General features: G+C 40.4%; 14 protein-coding genes. 10 read left to right on the top strand and 4 right to left on the bottom strand.

Features of this window, described 5'->3' with window-relative positions:
* Nucleotide 1: 1 nt before the first annotated feature.
* On the bottom strand, nt 2–736 hold the full coding sequence (locus tag AABJ44_RS10825) for a hypothetical protein (RefSeq protein WP_338369064.1): 735 nt from the start codon (nt 734–736) through the stop codon (nt 2–4).
* 100 nt (nt 737–836) lie between these two features.
* On the opposite strand from AABJ44_RS10825, the gene AABJ44_RS10820 reads away from it, so the two are divergent.
* The 4 genes from AABJ44_RS10820 to cimA all read left to right on the top strand — a co-directional run bounded on the left by AABJ44_RS10820 (nt 837) and on the right by cimA (nt 6186).
* Complete coding sequence (locus tag AABJ44_RS10820) at nt 837–1784, top strand: alpha/beta hydrolase family protein (protein ID WP_338369063.1); 948 nt, start codon at nt 837–839, stop codon at nt 1782–1784.
* Between the two features lie 7 nt (nt 1785–1791).
* Nucleotides 1792–3015 (top strand): MFS transporter, encoded by a 1224-nt coding sequence (locus AABJ44_RS10815; RefSeq protein WP_338369061.1) that lies wholly within the window; start codon nt 1792–1794, stop codon nt 3013–3015.
* Between the two features lie 34 nt (nt 3016–3049).
* Nucleotides 3050–4489 carry a glucuronate isomerase gene (uxaC, locus tag AABJ44_RS10810; RefSeq protein ID WP_338369060.1) on the top strand — a complete coding sequence of 480 codons (1440 nt, stop codon included), beginning with the start codon at nt 3050–3052 and terminating at the stop codon, nt 4487–4489.
* Nucleotides 4490–4620: 131 nt separating this feature from the next.
* Nucleotides 4621–6186: a citramalate synthase gene (cimA, locus tag AABJ44_RS10805; protein ID WP_338369059.1), complete on the top strand. Its 1566-nt coding sequence runs from the start codon at nt 4621–4623 to the stop codon at nt 6184–6186.
* Here cimA and AABJ44_RS10800 read toward each other — a convergent pair.
* The 3 genes from AABJ44_RS10800 to AABJ44_RS10790 are packed head-to-tail and all read right to left on the bottom strand — an operon-like array spanning nt 6169 to nt 8730.
* Nucleotides 6169–6918, bottom strand: coding sequence for a metal ABC transporter substrate-binding protein (locus AABJ44_RS10800; RefSeq protein ID WP_338369058.1), 750 nt, complete (start codon nt 6916–6918; stop codon nt 6169–6171). The genes cimA and AABJ44_RS10800 overlap by 18 nt on opposite strands.
* Complete coding sequence (locus tag AABJ44_RS10795) at nt 6915–7742, bottom strand: metal ABC transporter permease (protein ID WP_338369056.1); 828 nt, start codon at nt 7740–7742, stop codon at nt 6915–6917. The genes AABJ44_RS10800 and AABJ44_RS10795 overlap by 4 nt, the downstream gene beginning before the upstream one ends.
* Nucleotides 7735–8730 (bottom strand): ATP-binding cassette domain-containing protein, encoded by a 996-nt coding sequence (locus AABJ44_RS10790; protein WP_338369054.1) that lies wholly within the window; start codon nt 8728–8730, stop codon nt 7735–7737. Before AABJ44_RS10790 ends, AABJ44_RS10795 begins: the two co-directional genes overlap by 8 nt.
* Before the next feature lie 86 nt (nt 8731–8816).
* Between AABJ44_RS10790 and AABJ44_RS10785 the strand changes: the two genes are divergently transcribed.
* The 6 genes from AABJ44_RS10785 (at nt 8817) to AABJ44_RS10760 (ending at nt 18571) form a co-directional block, all read left to right on the top strand.
* On the top strand, nt 8817–10412 hold the full coding sequence (locus AABJ44_RS10785) for a leucine-rich repeat domain-containing protein (protein ID WP_338369052.1): 1596 nt from the start codon (nt 8817–8819) through the stop codon (nt 10410–10412).
* Nucleotides 10413–10436: 24 nt separating this feature from the next.
* The gene (ilvD, locus tag AABJ44_RS10780; protein WP_074642664.1) at nt 10437–12122 is read left to right on the top strand and encodes a dihydroxy-acid dehydratase; all 1686 of its coding nucleotides are present in this window, start codon (nt 10437–10439) and stop codon (nt 12120–12122) included.
* Nucleotides 12123–12204: 82 nt separating this feature from the next.
* The gene (locus AABJ44_RS10775; protein ID WP_338369049.1) at nt 12205–13332 is read left to right on the top strand and encodes a substrate-binding domain-containing protein; all 1128 of its coding nucleotides are present in this window, start codon (nt 12205–12207) and stop codon (nt 13330–13332) included.
* 90 nt (nt 13333–13422) lie between these two features.
* Nucleotides 13423–15678 (top strand): sensor domain-containing diguanylate cyclase, encoded by a 2256-nt coding sequence (locus AABJ44_RS10770; RefSeq protein ID WP_338369047.1) that lies wholly within the window; start codon nt 13423–13425, stop codon nt 15676–15678.
* A gap of 111 nt (nt 15679–15789) precedes the next feature.
* Nucleotides 15790–17850 (top strand): elongation factor G, encoded by a 2061-nt coding sequence (gene fusA, locus AABJ44_RS10765; protein ID WP_338369045.1) that lies wholly within the window; start codon nt 15790–15792, stop codon nt 17848–17850.
* A 148-nt stretch (nt 17851–17998) separates the two neighbouring features.
* The gene (locus AABJ44_RS10760) at nt 17999–18571 is read left to right on the top strand and encodes a hypothetical protein (protein WP_338369043.1); all 573 of its coding nucleotides are present in this window, start codon (nt 17999–18001) and stop codon (nt 18569–18571) included.

Genomic DNA, 18571 nt, shown 5'->3' with positions numbered 1-18571 from the left:
ATTACTTTTTATAAATAATTTTAGCATTTGAATAAATTGAAAGAAAACCGATGCGGTCGCCAGTTTCAAGAATGTGATAGATTTTATTGAGCCTGTTCTGAACAGTGCCAAGAGTCAGTTCATAGTCAATGGCGATCGCTTCGTATTTAACTCCCTGCTGTACGAGAGTAAGCCATTTTGCATCTCGTTCTGTAGTTTCGGAATAATCTGCAATATTCAGAATCTTGTCTGTTGACGTCTGCGCTTTCATATATTCATACATTATGTAAATGATACAGAAGGTAATAAGCAGTATCTGCAGAATCTCAAGAAGCTGTTCTGCAAAATAAGCCCATCCAAAGCGAAGATAAAGCAAAACCGGAATCAGATAAATCAGAACCATACCAAAAATTTTAATTGTTTTATGACAGTTGAAAAAACCGCGGATCCATAAAAGAATGGCAGCAAGTTCCAGAAAGATTATGGGATAAGCTGTATTTGCATTTCCAATTGCATTTGAAACTGAATATAGAATAAGTGGTGGGACAAATAAAGCAAGTTTCTGCGGATTTCGTATAACAAAAATCAGAATTACAATACTTACAGGTCCACATATAAGTCCGAAAATACATGGGTAATCATGATTCAAAAATACATCGAAAACAGCGTGTCCGGTCAGATAACAAAGAATTCCGATAAAAATGATAGAAGTTATGCGAATAAATAATAAAAACTGTTTCGAATAGAAGGATTTCATGTTTTAATTATATAACATAATGGAAACATAAGAAAAGTGTTTTCAAAATCATTGTTATAAAACATAAAAAAAAATATAATTTGACGAACTGGAGAAAACAATGACAAAAAAGACAATTAAAAATTTAAAAATCTGTACAGTTCTGTTTATCGTGCTGGTTATAACTGGACTTTGGATAGGAATGCTTATTTCTTATAAGTTCAATTTCTGTAATCGTTATATTACGCCTGATGAAGACAGACTTTATGTTGAAAATTTTGAAGGACTTAAAAGAACAAGATATGATTTTAAGTCAAATAAAGGACAGCGTCTTGCCGGTTATATGTATAATATTGGCAATGATGAGAAAAAAGGTATAGTTGTTTTTGCACATGGTTTTAGCGGAGGCGGACACAACAGATATACAGATATCATAAATTATTTTGCTAAAAACGGATATTCTGTATTTGCCTATGATGCAACCGGAAATGATGAAAGTGAAGGTTTTGGAAAAGATCAGGTTGTAGGTGGTCTTCCACAGGGAGTAATCGATTTAGATTATGCAATTTCCTTTGTTGAAAACAGTGGAAATTTTGAAAAACTCCCGATTGTTTTATTTGGACACAGCTGGGGTGGTTTCAGTGTCAGCAGTGTTACTGCCTATCATCCGGAAGTGAAGGCTGTAGCCGAGGTTGCAGGGTTTAATGATTCACCTGGAATGTTTGTTGCAGGTGGTAAAAAAATCGCCGGTAATCTGGTACTTTTCTTTGTTCCATTTTATAGAATCTTTGAAGCCTGTAAGTATGGAAAGTATGCAACTGCAAGTGGCGTAAAAGGTTTTTCTGCTACAGATGCAAAAGTTATGATTATTCATAGTATGGATGATGCAACAGTACCTCCTGAATATGGATATAAAATCTACTACAGAAAATTTAAGGATAATCCGCGTTTTACCTTTGTTCCAAATGAGGATAGAGGTCATACCGGACTTTTGCGTTCTAATGAACTCCCTGATGAAGATTTATTTAAGCGTATCCTTGCAATGTATGATTCTGCAGTAAAAGAATAAGGATTGTATGAACCGTAATAATTTTAACTGGACTTTCAGATATTCGCTGATAAATATTTCTTATTTTGCAGCCTTTTGTACTGTACATGCTTATGCCGCAGTGTATCTGCTTGCGAACGGCTTTACAAATACTCAGGTTGGAATTCTGCTTGCCCTTGCAAATATAATTTCTGCAGTTTTTCAGCCGCTGATTGCCGGAGTAATAGACAAGCCCGGCCCGCTTACAAACCGCCGTTTTATTTTAATTTCTGTGGTATTGATTCTTGCCGGTTCAGCAACACTTCTGGTGTTTCATGAAAATAAGGCATTTATCTTTGTTGTTTATGCATTGATTTATCTGATTCAGTTTTCATATCAGCCGGTTGTACTGGCTCTGTGTTTTGAGTATCAGAAAGCTGGCTGTCCTATTTATTTTGGACTTGCACGAGGACTTGGTTCTGCAAGTTTCGCTGTGACTTCTGCATTTGTCGGCGGCTTTGTTGCAAAACGTGGCGTGAATGTGCTTCTTTTTGTGAATATTATTTCTATGATTCTTTCGGCTTTAGTTGTGTTTACTTTTAAGAAACCGAAGACAGAAGGGGAAGCCTCTGGTAATGGGGATGTCGTGAATTCTTCTAATTCACAGCCCGCTGCCGCTCATAATAAGATTTCTGATTTTGCCCGAACTTATCCGGCATTTATGCTTTTTCTGGTTGGAACAATCTGCTTCTTTTTTGCCCACAATATGATAAATGATTTTATGATTCAGATTATACGTGGACTCGGGGGCGGTGAAAAAGAACTGGGCTATTCAAACTTTCTGCAGGCTATTCTTGAACTTCCTGTTATGGCACTGATTGGCTTTGTTCTTAAAAAGATTGCTTCCCGCTGGATGCTTGTATTTTCAGGTGCTGCGTTCTTTATAAAAATGATTGTGCTGATGGCTGCCGGAAATCTTGCAGTTTATTATTTCAGCCAGTCGTTCCAGATTTTTGCCTATGCTGTATTTGTTCCGGCAGCTGCATATTATGTAAGCGAAACAATGGAAGAACTGGATCAGGTTAAAGGTCAGGCTTATATCACAAGTGCAATTACAATAGGCGGTGTTTTTTCTAATCTTATAAGCGGAGTAATTCTTGATAATCTGGGAATAACTCAAATGCTTTTGACAGGAACTGTTGTCTGTGGAATTGGTGTGATTATAGCTTTTGTTGCCATGAAAAAACTTCCTCATAATACACAAAAGGTATGAAGTGTGATATACTAGTATTCGAGGTAGAAACTATATGAAATCCTTTTTGAATGATGACTTTATTTTGCAGAGCGAACCTGCTCAGATCTTATATCATAAATATGCAGAAAATCAGCCGATTTTCGATTTTCATAATCATTTGAGTCCACAGGAGATTTTTGAGAATAAAACTCTTGGAAATCTCGCAAATGCATGGCTTGATCACGATCATTATAAATGGCGTGGCATGAGAGCTGCCGGGGGTGATGAATCTCTTATTACAGGGCACATCCGCAAAGACGGCACCGTAAAATCAGATGCTGAACGTGGCGGAACCGCTGCCGTAGAAAAAGCCGACTACGAGCGTTATCTTGCCTTTGTTAGAACACTTCAACTGTGTCCTGGAAATCCGTTATATCACTGGAGCCATCTTGAGCTTGCCCGCTACTTTGGAATTACCGAGCCTGTTACTGAAGCAAATGCCCGTGAGGTTTGGGATAAATGTAACGCGCTTTTAGCAAAGCCTGAGTATGCGCCTCGCGGTTTACTTTCTAAACTCGGTGTCCGTGAATTGTGTACCACAGATGATCCTCTTGATAGTCTTGAGTGGCATAAGAAACTGGCTGACAACAGCGCAGAACTCCGTGTGCGCCCGTCTTTCCGCCCGGATGTTCCGCTTTCTCCAGACAGTCCTGCCTATGCAGATTACATCAGCCGCCTTCAGAAAATGGACGGTACAAAGTTGCAGTCTGTGTCTGATATGATTGCTGCTCTCGGCCGACGTATGGACTTTTTCAAAGAGAACGGTTCTGTAGTAAGTGATCATTCTCTTGAAGGAGACTTCTACCTGCCGGCTTCTTACGATGACGTAAACTACATTTTTGAAAAGGCGTGGATTGGTAAAAAACTCAGCCACGACGAAATTGCAAAATATAAGGGGTGGGTTCTGGTGGAACTCGGAAAGCTTTATGCTCAGAAGGGCTTTGTAATGCAGATTCACATTGGAGCCCTTCGTGACAACAATGCTGCAATGCTCGAGGCTGCCGGAAAGAATATTGGTGAAGACAGTTTGAATGACTTTAATTTTGCACCGCAGCTTGGAGCTGTTCTGAATGCGATTTACAGTGCAGCACCGGGTGCCCGTACAATCCTCTATAACCTTAATCCAAAAGATAACGAAGCTCTTGCAACTATGGCTGCAAACTTCCGCAACTGTCAGTTTGGTCCTGCATGGTGGTTCAATGATCACAAAGATGGAATTGAAGAGCAGATCCGTGTATATGCAAGAACTGCACCTCTTGGAAGTTATGTCGGCATGCTGACAGATAGCCGCAGTTTCCTTTCGTATCCGCGACATGAATATTTCCGCCGCATTTTGTGTAACTACATCGGCGGTCTTGTAGAAGCAGGTGAGTTCCCGTGGCATGAAGAGAGCCTCGGCCGTCTGGTGGCTGCGGTTTGTTATGAGAACTCCGTAAAATTCTTTCTGAACTAACGTTATTGTGAATAAGATGTCGTCATTGCGATCGCAGCGAAGCAATCCATTTAATAGATAGGTTCGTCGTTTCACTCCTCGCAATGACGGGGGTTCTTGAAACTTCCTCTTATTTCTTCCATAATTAACTCATGAAGAAAATTGAGATTCTTGATTCGACATTACGCGACGGTGCTCAGGGCGAAGGTATTAGTTTTTCTGTTCAGGATAAACTGCATATTTGTCATGAGCTCGATAACCTTGGCGTAACTTACATCGAGGCTGGCAATCCGGGGTCGAATCCTAAGGATATGGAGTTCTTTAAGGCTGTTGCTGAAATTCAGTTTAAGAATGCTCAGGTTTGTGCCTTTGGTTCTACAAGACGAAAAAACTGTAAATGCGAAGACGATGCAAATCTCAAAAGTCTTCTTGCCGCAGGAACTAAAACAGTCGTAATTTTCGGTAAGTCCTGGACTTTCCAGGTTACAGACATTCTCAAAACAACTCCAGAAGAAAATCTCAATATGATTCGCGAATCCTGCGAGTTCCTTGTTTCTAACGGACGCAAAGTAATTTATGATGCAGAACATTTCTTTACTGCTTACGAAGAAGATAAAGCCTATGCACTGGAAACTTTAAAGGCTGCCGTGGACGGAGGAGCCACTGTCCTGAGTCTGTGCGAAACAAAGGGCGGCTTTATGATTGACGAATGCCGCCGTGCCGTAGCTGAGGTTGTAAAACTGTATGGAAAGAAAGTAACCGTAGGTATTCATACTCACAATGATTGCGGACTTGCCGTTGCAAATTCCCTTGTTGCCGTAAAGGAAGGTGCAACTCATGTTCAGGGTGTTCTCCTTGGATTTGGTGAACGTACCGGTAACGCAAATCTTTCTACAATCATCCCTAATCTTCAGATTAAAATGGGCTATCAGGTTATTCCTGAAGAGAGCATGAAAAACCTTACTGCAATCTGTAAGCGTGTTGCAGAGCTCACAAATATCCGTGTAAATCCTCAGTCGCCTTATGTTGGAAAAGATGCTTTTGCGCATAAGGCTGGAATGCATATTGATGCTGTTCTGAAAAATCCTTTTGCCTATGAGCATATTACTCCCGAAACTGTAGGTAACAACCGCGTTTTCCTTATGAGCGAGGTTGCCGGCCGCAGTATGATTTTGGAGAAGATCCGCCGCTTTGTGCCTGATGTAAAACGCAACGATCCTATCGTAAGCGACCTTATGGCTAAGGTAAAGGAACTCGAATCTGCAGGCTATCAGTTTGAAGGTGCCGACGGAAGTTTTGAGCTTCTTGTAAAAAAGATGCTCGGTCAGTATAAGCCGTTTTTTAAGCTTCATTACTATCAGACAACAGGTTCAAATCCGCGTCCGGAAGAGGGCGTTTGCTGCTGTGCACAGATTAAGGTTGAAGTAGACGGAAACTTTGAAATTACAGCGGGTGAGGGAGACGGTCCTGTCAACGCTCTGGATATTGCGCTTCGTAAGGCGCTCGAAAAGTTCTATCCTGTTGTTTCTAATTTCAGACTGGTGGACTATAAGGTACGTGTATTGGATTCTAAGTCTGCTACTGCTGCCCGTGTACGTGTAATTATTGAATCTACCGACGGACAGAGCAGCTGGACTACAGTGGGCGTATCTTCCGACGTAATTGAAGCGTCATGGATCGCCCTTGTAGATTCGTTTGAATTAAAACTCAGCAAGTAACATATCAATATTATCGCTTACAACTTTCTTAAGTGCGTCGTGTTCAACGGCAGTAGGGAAGTTGCGCCATTCAATGTATTTTGCCTTTGGAAGAATTTCAGTAACAGGTTTTCCAGTTGGGTTATGAATATTATCAATAATAAGATCATAGCCTTCTTTCTTTGCTTTAAGAAGTTCTTCTGCACTTACAGGACCAGGCCCGAAAACTCCGACGATATCAAGTCCAAGTTCCTTTGCAAGATAGGTCTGATTCTTGTTACAGAGAACTTTCTTTTTATTGAGTTTCTTTTTTAAAGCTTTTTTCTGACCGTCTTTTACAAGTTTTTCATATTCTGCAAAACGAACTTTCTGAATCTCTTCTGTTCCAAGAGCCTGCGCAATTTTCAAAGTAGATTCCTGAACAGTTGCAAGTGAGTTATCAAGAACAACCTGAACACTTACGCCCTTATTAGGAACTTTTGTTCCAAGAGTTTTCATCATGCGTTCAAAGCCAGCGAAAATGAAAACTTCAGAATCAGAAATTTTCTGAACATCGCTTACTGTAATTTCGTACTCCGGCGGATGGCGGAGATTTACAGGGGCAATGCTTTCAACTTCATCAGCACCGGCAATGTCTGCAAAGGCAGCGGCCCATGAAGTAGAGGCAACAATTTTCTTTGGTGCAGCCCATGCAGAATTAACAAGCGCAAGAGCAGCGAAAAGGGCAATAGTGATTTTAGAGATTTTTTTCATTTAAAAATCCTTCCTATAAAAAATAATATTCCGGCGAGAACTGCAATAGTTCCAGCTGGAGGAAAATCTGCGGCAACAGCTATAACATAGCCTGCAACCGAGAGAATAAAGCCTGTAATACAGCTTCCGATAAACAGTGAACGGATTCCGTTGTGGTTCAATTTTTTCAGGAATGGCGCGGCACACATTACCGGAAGAATTAAAAGTGAGTCGATTAGAAAAGCTCCGAGCAGCTTCATTGCAATTGCAACTACAGAGGCAATCAGAATAACCATTATTGTGTTATGAAGTCTTACGCGGATTCCAAGACTCATGGAAATCTCTTTACTGAAAAAAAGATTTTTGATGTTTCTGAAATTTATGATGACGTATAAGAGGAGCACGAGGGCAAGTATGCCAAGCGCTGTAATGTCCAGATAGCTCAAGGCAAAAGGACTTCCCCATAAAAGGTCGAGAGTGTCTTTTGCAGGAACATCAGCTACATGCATAATCAGTGAGGCGAGGGCCATGCTCAAGACCATTGTAGCTGCACTTGTACCGCCGAAGTTTCTTCCTTCACCGCTTCCTGTCATCATAATCATCATAAAAACTAAAAGCAGATTTACTGTGATTGTTACAGGAAGCAGGGGAACATTCAGTGCCATCGCAATTGCACCGCCGAGTATTACTCCGTGCATCAGCATGTAACGCATTGGAACAAGATTCAGTCGCAGGACCATAACTCCACAGAGCGGGAAAACGGCTCCGCTTATGCTCATGGCAATAAAGCCTTTCATTACGGGTGCAAGAGAAAAAAGTAATGCAAGTCTTTCGAGTTTATCCAATGTTGAGTACCTCCCATTTTTTTAGAGAAGTAAGCTCTTTGTCGTGAGTTACCATTATGATAGTTGGGATTTCCGAAATCGAAAGAGAAGTAAGAATATCAACTACCATGCGGCGGTTATCTTTGTCGAGGTTTGCGGTAGGTTCGTCCAGCAGCAGGAGACGGGCTTTTTGCGCAAGACAGCGGGCAAGTGAAACTTTCTGCTTTTCACCGCCGCTGAGTACTGAAAACTTTCGTCCGGCAAGATGTGCACAGCCTGTTCTTCTCATTGTCTGTTCTACAAGGTCTCGGCGGCTTTTTCCGCCAGATTTCTCAGTTTTGCCATTTATTCCAAGTCCTACAACTTCTTCAGCTGTAAGATCAAAACTCTGTTCTTCCTGAAGTTCTGAAAGCTGCGGAATATAGCCGATTGTGTATTTTGGGAGCTTGTCTACAGGTTTTCCGTCAATCAGAATGCTTCCACTATCTGGTTTGTAAATTCCACAAAGCAAGCGGAGAAGGGTAGTTTTACCGGTTCCGTTTTCGCCAAGAATCATCAGTCGCCCACCTGCGTGTATTTCAAGATTCAGACCGTTTATTTTTCCGTATTTATATGAAAGATTTTGAATGCTGACTGGAACTCCAAGTACAAGTTTTGCCCGCTGTCGTATTAAATAGTACATTTCATCAGAATCTGTAAGATTTTCCAGCTGATTTTCTGTCTGGCACATAAGTCGGTCTACCAGAGTATCCCAGGTGAGTTTGCCTTCGCCAAGAGTTTGAGCAATATATTTTACTGCAAGATTACTTACAAGTTCGCCGTGAATCTGCTCAACACCTAACCGCACCAGTAAAACAGCTGCAGCTTTTCCAATGGCGCTGTCCCAGGCACTCAAATTAGTGCGCGGCCCATCATAAGTCTTCAAAAACTCTTCAAATTCAAAAATTGGATGCAGCCACTTGCTTTCACTATAAAAAATCTGTGTGTCTGAAGAGAAAATTTTCAGCATAAATATAGAATAACATGAACATTATTAAATGACAAATAACAATTCCTATGATAAAATTGTATAAAACAATATTTTAAGGAAGCTTTATGGGTTCGTATATTAAAAAAAATGGCCTGCTATATTCTGAGGATTTACACACAGTTCTTGGAGTTGACGATACTTCAACAGACTTTACTGGTCGTGTTCCTTTTGGAGCACATAGAATAGAAGATGATGTTTTTTCAGATTGTCCGTATGAGTCTATCTCTCTGCCAGATTCTGTAAAAGAGCTTGGAAGTTGTCTTTTTTCAAATTCAAAAGCACTCGAAAAGGTTAAGCTTCCATCTGGTGTTACAGAACTTCCTTCTTATCTTTTTTCTGGATGTTCTGCTCTTACTAAGGTAACTATGCCAAATGCGGTTAGTGCTTTTCCAGAAGGGCTTTTTAAGGATTGTGTATCTTTACCAGAAATTCCTTTCCGTGCCGGAATTACAGAATTGCCGGAAAGTGTTTTTGAAGGCTGTGCTTCATTAAAATCTCTTGTAATTCCACCAACCGTAAAGCGAATTGAATCCAGAGCTGTTGCCGGTTGTACGGCTCTTGAAAGTGTCGTATTCCCATCTTGTATTGAATATATTGCTCCAGATGCCTTTGAAGGCTGTAATTCTCTGCACAATCTGCGTGTAGATGGAGAGGGCGGACTTTTCTATATTGGTGAAAACGATGGCTATTTATACGAAGCCGCTGATGAAGGAGACCGCGTTGTTTTGAAAACAAATGGCGGTAATGCTTCAAGTGTATCTTTCTTTAAGGATAATGCAGATGAAATATCAGCAGGCCTTTCAGAAAATGATGACGAAGATTTCGAAGATGATGATACATTCAGCGCTGAAATAGGGGCTTCAGAGGAAGAAGCTGTATTTATTAAGGCAGAAAATGCTCCTGAACCAGTGTTTGATACAAAATCAACTTCTGCAGCTCAGGAAGAACCTCAGATTATGCAGGATAGCGCAGTTGATTCAATGCTTGCAGATATTATGGGTGATGAAAAGGAACGTAATACACTTTCCGAAGAAGTTGCCGTAAGCGAGCAGGAAACTGCAGTTCTTTCAGAAACTATGGCTGTAATGTCTGATTCAAGTCAGGGTGATACAAGTGCTGCAATTTCAGAAGCTGAACTTGAAAAGTTATTTGCTAAAAATGAGGAATCAGAACTCGCAACTCACAATGCTGATAATCCTGATGTTCTGGACAGCAAGGCTCAGATTCTTGCAGATTCAGTTGGTTTAAGTGCTGTATTTGAATGTGAACCTTCGGGAGAACTTCCTGAAGATCCTGAACTGTTCGTCATTGCAGAAAAAATTGTTAAGGATGAGAACGGAAAATCAAACTTCAGTTCAAAACTTATTACCTGTTGTAAGACTTTTGCAAGAATTCAGGATTATAAAAGAATCATTATGCTTTACGGACTTCCTCTTGATAATGAGGAATTTGCACTCTTCTTTAAGCATTTTATTGCAAAGAAGAATGTTATTCTTGCCTGTGAAGCAGAATCTCCTGCAACACTTTCTGATTTCGGAAAGACAATCTGTGATTATGCCAGAATCAGCCTGAAGAAAGAAGAACTCGCAGAACAGCGCCGTACAGCAGTGCTCAAAACAAAAACTCTCGTAAAACTTGTCATCCGCGACAAATATGAGTAGAATACCGACATAAAGAGGACCTCTATGAAAAGTGATAACGCTAAAAAAGGTGTTGCCCGCGCGCCACACCGCTCGTTGTTTTATGCAATGGGTTATACTGATGAAGAATTAGACCGCCCGCTCGTAGGCGTTTGTTGTGCTAAAAACGAGATTATTCCAGGTCATATTGAACTTGACCGCATTGCCGAAGCTGTAAAAGCCGGCATCCGTATGGCTGGCGGAACTCCTGTAGAGTTCCCTGCAATCGGTGTCTGTGACGGTATTGCCATGGGTCACGAAGGAATGAAATATTCCCTTGTTACACGCGAACTCATTGCCGACTCAATTGAATGTATGACAAAGGCTCATCAGTTTGATGCCCTCGTTATGATTCCTAACTGCGATAAAATTGTTCCTGGTATGCTGATGGCTGCAGCCCGCCTAGATCTGCCTACAGTATTTGTAAGCGGCGGTCCTATGATGCCTGGTCACCTCCCTGGAGCTGATGCTTCTAATCCTTATGCCGGACGTAATTTGTCGCTGACAGATATGTTCGAAGCTGTTGGTGCAGTTGCCAGCGGACGTATTACAGAAGAACAGCTTCGTGAAATGGAAACTGTAGCTTGTCCTGGCTGTGGTGCCTGCTCTGGTATGTTCACAGCAAACTCAATGAACTGTCTTACAGAGTCTATCGGACTTGGTCTTCCTGGAAATGGAACAATTCCAGCTGTCAGCGGTCGCCGTATCGCTCTGGCTAAAAAAGCCGGAATGAAGGTTATGGAAATGTTTGAGCGTGGAATTACTGCGCGCAACATGCTTACAATGAAAAATTTTGAGAATGCCCTTGCTGCTGATATGGCACTCGGCTGTTCTTCTAATACAATGCTTCACCTTCCTGCAATTGCACATGAAGCAGGTTTGTCGATTGACCTTCATATGGTTAATGAGATTTCTAACAGAACACCAAACTTGTGCCATCTTGCTCCAGCCGGTCACACTTTTATGTGCGAACTTGATGATGCGGGTGGTGTTCAGGCTGTTCTTGCAGAGCTTGCTAAGAAAAATCTGATTGATACAAGCCTTATGACTGTTACAGGAAAAACTGTTGCAGAAAATATCGCAGGCGTTCGTAACCGCAATCCTGAAGTTTTGCGTCCAATTGAAAATCCTTTCAGTGACAATGGTGGACTTGCAATTCTCTTTGGAAACCTTGCTCCAAACGGAACTGTTGTAAAACGCTCTGCCTGTGCAAAAGAACTTATGAAGCACACAGGACCAGCCCGTGTATTCAACGACGAAAGTGAAGCAATGGATGCTGTTCAGAACCGTAAAATCAAGAGTGGTGATGTAGTAGTTATCCGCTACGAAGGACCAAAGGGCGGACCTGGTATGCGCGAAATGCTCGCAGTAACTGCAGCTCTTGCAGGTCAGGGACTCGATAAGGAAGTTGCCCTTATTACAGACGGCCGCTTCTCTGGTGCAACACGCGGAGCTTCTCTTGGACACTGTTCACCGGAAGCTGCTGTAGGTGGACCAATCGCACTTGTAGAAGAGGGCGACAAAATCACTCTCGACATCAATAACTACAAGATTACCCTTGAAGTAAGCGATGAAGAACTCGAGCGTCGTCGTGCCGCTTGGAAAGCTCCGGAACCAAAAGTTAAAACCGGCTATCTTGCACGCTATGCAAAACTCGTTTCTTCTGCAGATAAAGGTGCAATCCTCGAATAAATAATTTTTCGTTATATTTTTCTTGTTTTTTCATGTTTTTGGATTTAAAATTACTTAACAGTAATAATTTGGAGTTCAAGACATGAGAAACAAGAAGATTTTAATTTTTCTTCTCAGCTTGACCATCCTTGCCTTAGTGCTTGACGTGTTGAGCTGTTCATCCAGAGCATTAAAAAATCGTAATCAAAACAATAATGAAAATATTTTACTCTCTCACAATCAAGGCAATGAAATTACAGCAGGTTCAAAATCTGATGTAATACATAAGGAATTTCTTGATTCCTATAAGCCTCAGAAAACCGACTATAATTTTTATTTTACCTATAAAATAGTACATTCCTGGTGGGATGCAGTTGCGCTTGGAATGGAAGATGCCGTACGCCAGTTTGAAGAAAAAGGCATTCATATTACTTATGATTATCGAGCTCCTGAAGCCATGTCTGCAAATGATCAGGTAAATAGAATTAAAAAGGCAGCTGCTTTAAAAGAGTATGATGTAATTGGTGTTGATGTTGCAGATATTGATATTGTCACACCGGTAATCAATCAGATTATTGCACAAGGTAACAAGGTTATGACATTTTCCAGTTCAGATTCCGGAAAGGAAAATGGCTGTAAAAGAATTGCCTATGTAGGAAATACTCATAATTTTGAAGATGGTGAAGATTTAGCTGAAGCGCTTTGCTGTTATTTAAATTATAAAGGTAAGATTGCAATGCTTGTTGGAAATGTAGGAGCTCCTTGCCATGAAGACCGTGCAAGGGGAGCTGAAAAAGTTTTTTCAAAATATGAAGGCATTGAACTTGTTGATGTACAATACGATGAAGACAGCGATATAAACGCTTATAATTTTACAAAGGAATTTCTGGCAAATTATCCGGATCTTGATGGAATTATCTGCTGTAATATGAGTAATCCTGTAGGGGCAGGCCGTGCAGTGGAAGAAGCGGGAAAAGCAGGTAAGGTAATTATCGTCGGAATGGATCATGATGAACGGGCAATAAAATATCTACGTGATGGAGTTATTTATGCGCTGGCCATTCAGGACTGTTATTCAATTGGTTTTGATACAATTACAACTGCCGTAAAAATTGCAGATGGCGTATTACCTGGCAGCTTATATCCTGAGAAAACAGAAGAAGAATCGACCATCTTTTATCAGAAAGATGCAGCGGGGCTTCTTCGTTCGCTTTATGGTGTAATTGAGTAGGTGGTGCAGCAATGAATAAAAAAACAAGACTAGTCATACATATAACTACATCAATCAGTATTAACTATTATTTTCATTCTGCTTCTGGTGATGGCGTTTAAAACTGCCAGTACCACAAGAAATGGCACAGACGATGCAATTGATAAATTGAGCCATTTTTATATTCAAGAAATTGCTAAAAGTCGTGCCTCACTTATCTCTGATGAACTTGATAAAAAATATACTTATGTAAATAACGCACTCGATGTTATATCTCAAAAGGATCTTGAGTCGCCGAAAGCGCTTAGAACTTATCTTGGAAATATGAGAAGACTTTATAACATGGATACGTTTGCCCTTGTTGATGAAAACGGTCTGGTTTATACTTCGCACAGTACCTGTTCCGGTAAAACCCGTTATCCGTTCCTTGCAGAAAAAATTACTGAACCGATTTATTCAACAGTTTTGAATTACGGCGGTGAAAAACAGCTTTTTATGGCAGTACCGGTTTCGGGTTTGTATTTTAATAATTCAAGAATTACAGCCTGCTTTGTAGAAATCAATATTGATCAGATGATGCGTTCTATGACCTATCATCATGATAATATGGATACTTTTTTTAGTCTTTACTATAAGAATGGTGAATGTTTAACTAATTCAGAATTTGGAAATATTCCTGCAGGTCAGAATCTTTTTTCTTTAATGGCTGCAAGCAATAATGATTCTAAAAAGTTTAAGAAACTTCAGAAAGATTTTACAGAAGGTGTTTCTGGCTTGGCAGAAGTTAATCTTGGAAATGAATCTGTACACCTTCAGTATATTCCAGTAAAAAATACCGGCTGGATGCTCACAATACTTGTTTATGAAACTGCAATTAATGAGCAGGTCAGTACAAGTATTGCTTCCCTTATGCAGAATACAAGAATTCATGTTTTCTGTACTATCAGTTTAATTTTGCTGCTGTTCATCAGTTTAATTCTGATTATCAGAAGTACATCTCGTTTTAAAATAGAACAGGAAAAAACAATCAGTCATAGAACTCAGCTTGCTTATGAAAAACTGGAAAAGGAACAGCAAGCCATGGGTATTATTCAGTCTGTTCTGGACTCAGGCCCCTGGACAATTGAGTTTGATGAAAACGGCAAAATCATAAACTGCGAATGGTCAGAAACCTTCCGTGAACTGCTTGGCTTTAGTTCAGAAAAGGAATTCCCTGATAAGCTTGAGTCATGGTCAGACAGACTTCATAAGGGAGATAAGGATGCAGTTTTAAAAGCTTTCTGGGATACTGTAAACGATACAACTGGAAAGACAGTTTATAATGTTGAATACAGACTTTTGACAAAGAATAATGGCTGGCGATGGTATCATGCTGCGGGAAATATTATCCGCCGTGCAGATGGTTCTCCGCAGACATATGTTGGACTCTTTATTGATATTGATGATAATAAGAAAAATGAGCTTGGACTTCTGGAACAGTTTAATATTGTAAATGCATTGAGTCGTGATTATGCAAATATTTTAAGTATAAATATTATTACAAGAACTCTAAAACCTATTAAGTTAGGCGGTTATGTCCCGGAATCCTTTAAGGAAAACTATTCCTTAGATTCTTCATATGACACTTTCTTTTCTGAATATATTGAAAAACGCGTATATTCAGAAGACAAAGCCTTTATGCAGGAAGCCATTGCACTTGATACTATCATACAAAAACTTAATGAATCAGATGAATATTCTTCCAGTTATCGTATTGATGATAATGGTGAACTGCATTTTTACGAATTCAAGTATATGAAGCTGAATGCTGATACTGTAATTCTTGGTGTTATGAACATAGACAAAATCGTAAGTGATGCCAGAGAAAAAGAAAAACTGATTATACTTTCTGAGACCGACAGAATGACAGGACTTTTGAATCGTGTATGTGGTGAATTAAGGATTGAAGAAAGTCTTAAACAGGGAAAAGGCGGTCTCTTTATCCTTCTTGATATAGACCATTTTAAGTTCTTCAACGATACCTTTGGTCATGGAACAGGAGATCAGGTAATCATAAATGTTGCAAAATGTCTTAAAGCAGCTTTCCGTGAAAATGATATTGTATTCCGATTAGGTGGTGATGAATTTTCTGCATATGCTGCCGAAGTTCATGATAAGAAAATTGCAAATGAAATAATCAACCGCTTTATCGAAAATCTTAAGACAATTGTTATTCCGGAAATTGGTGACCGCCCTGTAACTGCAAGTATTGGTGCAACCATAATTAAGTCAGGCGAGCCGGCTGATTTCGGAGATAACTATAAACTTATTGATAGCGGTGTTTACGAGAGTAAAAAGGTTGAAGGTTCGTACGTAACATTCAAATAATATGTCATCCCCGGATTGCCCCGGGGATCTGCACAATACTATAACTTTTCAAACCCTTAAAAAATCATTATAATTTACACTCATATTCTTATTTTACAGACGGAGCTTAAAATGGCTGCTAACAGTTTAGAAAAAATGCGCAACATTGGAATTATGGCGCATATTGATGCTGGAAAAACTACAACTACAGAACGTATTCTCTATTATACAGGTAAGATTCATAAGATTGGAGAAATTGACGACGGCCAGGCAACAATGGACTGGATGGCTCAGGAGCAGGAGCGTGGAATTACAATCTGTTCTGCAGCCACAACAACTTACTGGAAAGATCATCAGATAAATATTATTGATACACCAGGCCACGTAGACTTTACTGCCGAGGTTGAGCGTTCTCTGCGTGTTCTCGACGGCGCGGTTGCAGTTATCTGTGCAGTAGACGGAGTTCAGCCACAGACAGAAACTGTATGGAAGCAGGCCGACGAATTCTCAGTACCTCGCCTTTGTTTTATGAATAAAATGGATCGCATTGGTGCTGATTTCTTTGGCTCAATGGAAGATGTTCACGAAAAGTTCGGCGTAGACTGTCTTGCACTCCAGATTCCAATTGGAGAAGGCCAGGATTTTGAAGGTGTAATTGACCTTCTTAATATGAAAGAAATCCGCTGGCATGAAGATGATGAAGGCGAAACTTTTGATATAACTGATGTTGATGCAAGCCGTCTCGACCAGGCAAATGAATGGCGTGAAAAGCTTGTTGAAATGGTTGCCGGCAGCGACGACGCTTTGATGGAAATCTACCTTGAAGGCGGCGACATCAGCGTAGATCAGCTTAAGGCTGCTATCCGTAAGGGAACAATTGCACGTACTTTCGTTCCTTTTGTAATGGGATCTGCCCGCCACAATCAGGGGGTTCAGCCACTTATCGATGCTGTAATCGATTATCTTCCAAGTCCACTCGACATTCCTCCTGCAAAGGGAATCCGTATTAAGAAGGATGAAGAAGAAACTGTTGATGTTCCAACAGATGTTTCAAAAATGCCTCTCGGTCTTGTGTTTAAGATTCAGTATGACCGCGAAATGGGACCTTTGTGCTATGTCCGCATGTACTCAGGAAAGATTCAGGCCGGAACTCAGATTTTCAATATCAATAAGAAAAAGCGCGAACGTGTAAACCGCATTTTGCGAATGCATGCTAATAAGAGTGAGCCTTGCGATTCAGTAAGTGCCGGCGATATCGCAGTATTTATTGGTCTTAAGCTTGCTCAGACTGGTGACTCTATTGGAACAGAAGCATTCCCAATTCTTCTCGAGCAGCCTAAGTTCCCTCAGCCTGTAATTTCTGTTGCACTTGAGCCGGAATCTATGAGCGAAAAGGATAAGATGAACGAAACTCTCGAAATCCTCAGCCGCGAAGACCCGACATTTACAAGTCATGAAGATGCAGAAACCGGTCAGCTTATTATTTCTGGTATGGGTGAGCTTCATCTCGATGTTCTTGTTACTCGTATGCGCGATGATTTTGGCGTAAAGTGTAACGTAGGAGCACCTCAGGTTACTTACCGCGAGTCTGTAAGCGGTACTGCCGAAGCTACAGAAGAGTTCAGCCGCGTACTTGCCGGAAAAGAAAATACAGCCGGACTTACAATTACAGTTGAACAGCGTGAACAGGGTAGTGGAAACAGCTTTGAAATTACCTGCCGTCATGCAGAAGTTCCTGATGAAATTATTGAAGCAATCAAGAATGGCTTTATGTCATCTCTCAATTCTGGAATTAAATACGGCTACCCTTGTACTGATGTTGGTGTAAAGGTAACTGCTATCAATTATAACGAGCTTACTTCTACAACTTTTGCTTTTGAAGCTTGTGCTGCACAGGTATTTGATAAGGCATGTAATGCTGCAAATCCTGTAATCCTCGAGCCTGTAATGAATGTTGATATTGCATGTCCTAAAGAATTTGTGGGACCTGCATCAAGCCAGCTTTCTCAGCGTGGTGGAAACATTATGGGCCAGGATTCTAAGACTACTGGTGAAGTTATTCATGCTCAGGCACCTATGGCAAACATGTTCGGATTTACTACAAATCTCCGTTCTGCTACACAGGGCCGTGCAAGCTTCTCTATGGAATTCAGCCACTTCCAGCTTAAAGTTGGCGGATTGAATAACCTGTAAAACCTTTTTCTTCTAGGGGATTTGACTGAATAAGAGAATTAACCGATTCGGAGGTTGTTCTTATCTTTGGTCATTTACCCCATGTTTTCATTGCTTTCTCTTAATTTGGTTTTATAATTTAATAAATAAAAAAAATTAGGAGTATTTTATGAAAAAAACAAGTCTCATTTTTGTCTCAATGATGTTGTTCGCTGGATCTCTTTTTGCTGCGCCAAAAAAGAATGCAGCACCTGTAGAACCAATCTCAGTTACTTTCTCAGAAAGCACACGCTGGGGAACCGATGCTACCTTGGCAGATGGAGTTTATGGTGAAGATGGATCTGTAACATATACAGCTATGTACAGATATGGTGGAGGTGGATATACTTTCAATATAAATGGAAAGACAGGAATTAATTTAAAAGATTATTCTTCATGTGAAATTGAATTTGAATACAAAACTGGTTCATGGGAAAAACCGGAAGTTATGCCAAAGTTTGGTATAAAATATTTTGGATCAGGAGCGACCTTCTTTAACGGTGGTCAGCCACTTGACTGGGTTGATGCAGAGGAGCCAAGCGGAACAATTACTAGAACTATTGATCTTACTGGAAAATCTGGAAAAGCAGTTCGTATTGGTGTCCTTGCTAATTCATGGCAGTGGGCTGGAAACGGAAATGGAAATGATAAAGGTGATGATACAGTAATCATCACAGTTAAGAAAATCACTTTCCTGCCATAA

Origin of the sequence: Treponema bryantii, from assembly GCF_036492245.1 — a bacterium.
GTDB lineage: Bacteria > Spirochaetota > Spirochaetia > Treponematales > Treponemataceae > Treponema_D > Treponema_D bryantii_C.
This window is presented reverse-complemented; position numbering and strand designations above follow the sequence as displayed.

Excerpts from the sequence above, each read along its gene's own strand:
- cimA (WP_338369059.1), top strand. The coding sequence starts at position 4,621 with ATGAAGAAAATTGAGATTCTTGATTCGACATTACGCGACGGTGCTCAG.
- AABJ44_RS10775 (WP_338369049.1), top strand. The coding sequence starts at position 12,205 with ATGAGAAACAAGAAGATTTTAATTTTTCTTCTCAGCTTGACCATCCTT.
- AABJ44_RS10800 (WP_338369058.1), bottom strand. The coding sequence starts at position 6,918 with ATGAAAAAAATCTCTAAAATCACTATTGCCCTTTTCGCTGCTCTTGCG.
- ilvD (WP_074642664.1), top strand. The coding sequence starts at position 10,437 with ATGAAAAGTGATAACGCTAAAAAAGGTGTTGCCCGCGCGCCACACCGC.
- AABJ44_RS10790 (WP_338369054.1), bottom strand. The coding sequence starts at position 8,730 with ATGCTGAAAATTTTCTCTTCAGACACACAGATTTTTTATAGTGAAAGC.
- AABJ44_RS10825 (WP_338369064.1), bottom strand. The coding sequence starts at position 736 with ATGAAATCCTTCTATTCGAAACAGTTTTTATTATTTATTCGCATAACT.
- uxaC (WP_338369060.1), top strand. The coding sequence starts at position 3,050 with ATGAAATCCTTTTTGAATGATGACTTTATTTTGCAGAGCGAACCTGCT.
- AABJ44_RS10815 (WP_338369061.1), top strand. The coding sequence starts at position 1,792 with ATGAACCGTAATAATTTTAACTGGACTTTCAGATATTCGCTGATAAAT.
- AABJ44_RS10760 (WP_338369043.1), top strand. The coding sequence starts at position 17,999 with ATGAAAAAAACAAGTCTCATTTTTGTCTCAATGATGTTGTTCGCTGGA.
- fusA (WP_338369045.1), top strand. The coding sequence starts at position 15,790 with ATGGCTGCTAACAGTTTAGAAAAAATGCGCAACATTGGAATTATGGCG.
- AABJ44_RS10820 (WP_338369063.1), top strand. The coding sequence starts at position 837 with ATGACAAAAAAGACAATTAAAAATTTAAAAATCTGTACAGTTCTGTTT.
- AABJ44_RS10785 (WP_338369052.1), top strand. The coding sequence starts at position 8,817 with ATGGGTTCGTATATTAAAAAAAATGGCCTGCTATATTCTGAGGATTTA.
- AABJ44_RS10770 (WP_338369047.1), top strand. The coding sequence starts at position 13,423 with ATGGCGTTTAAAACTGCCAGTACCACAAGAAATGGCACAGACGATGCA.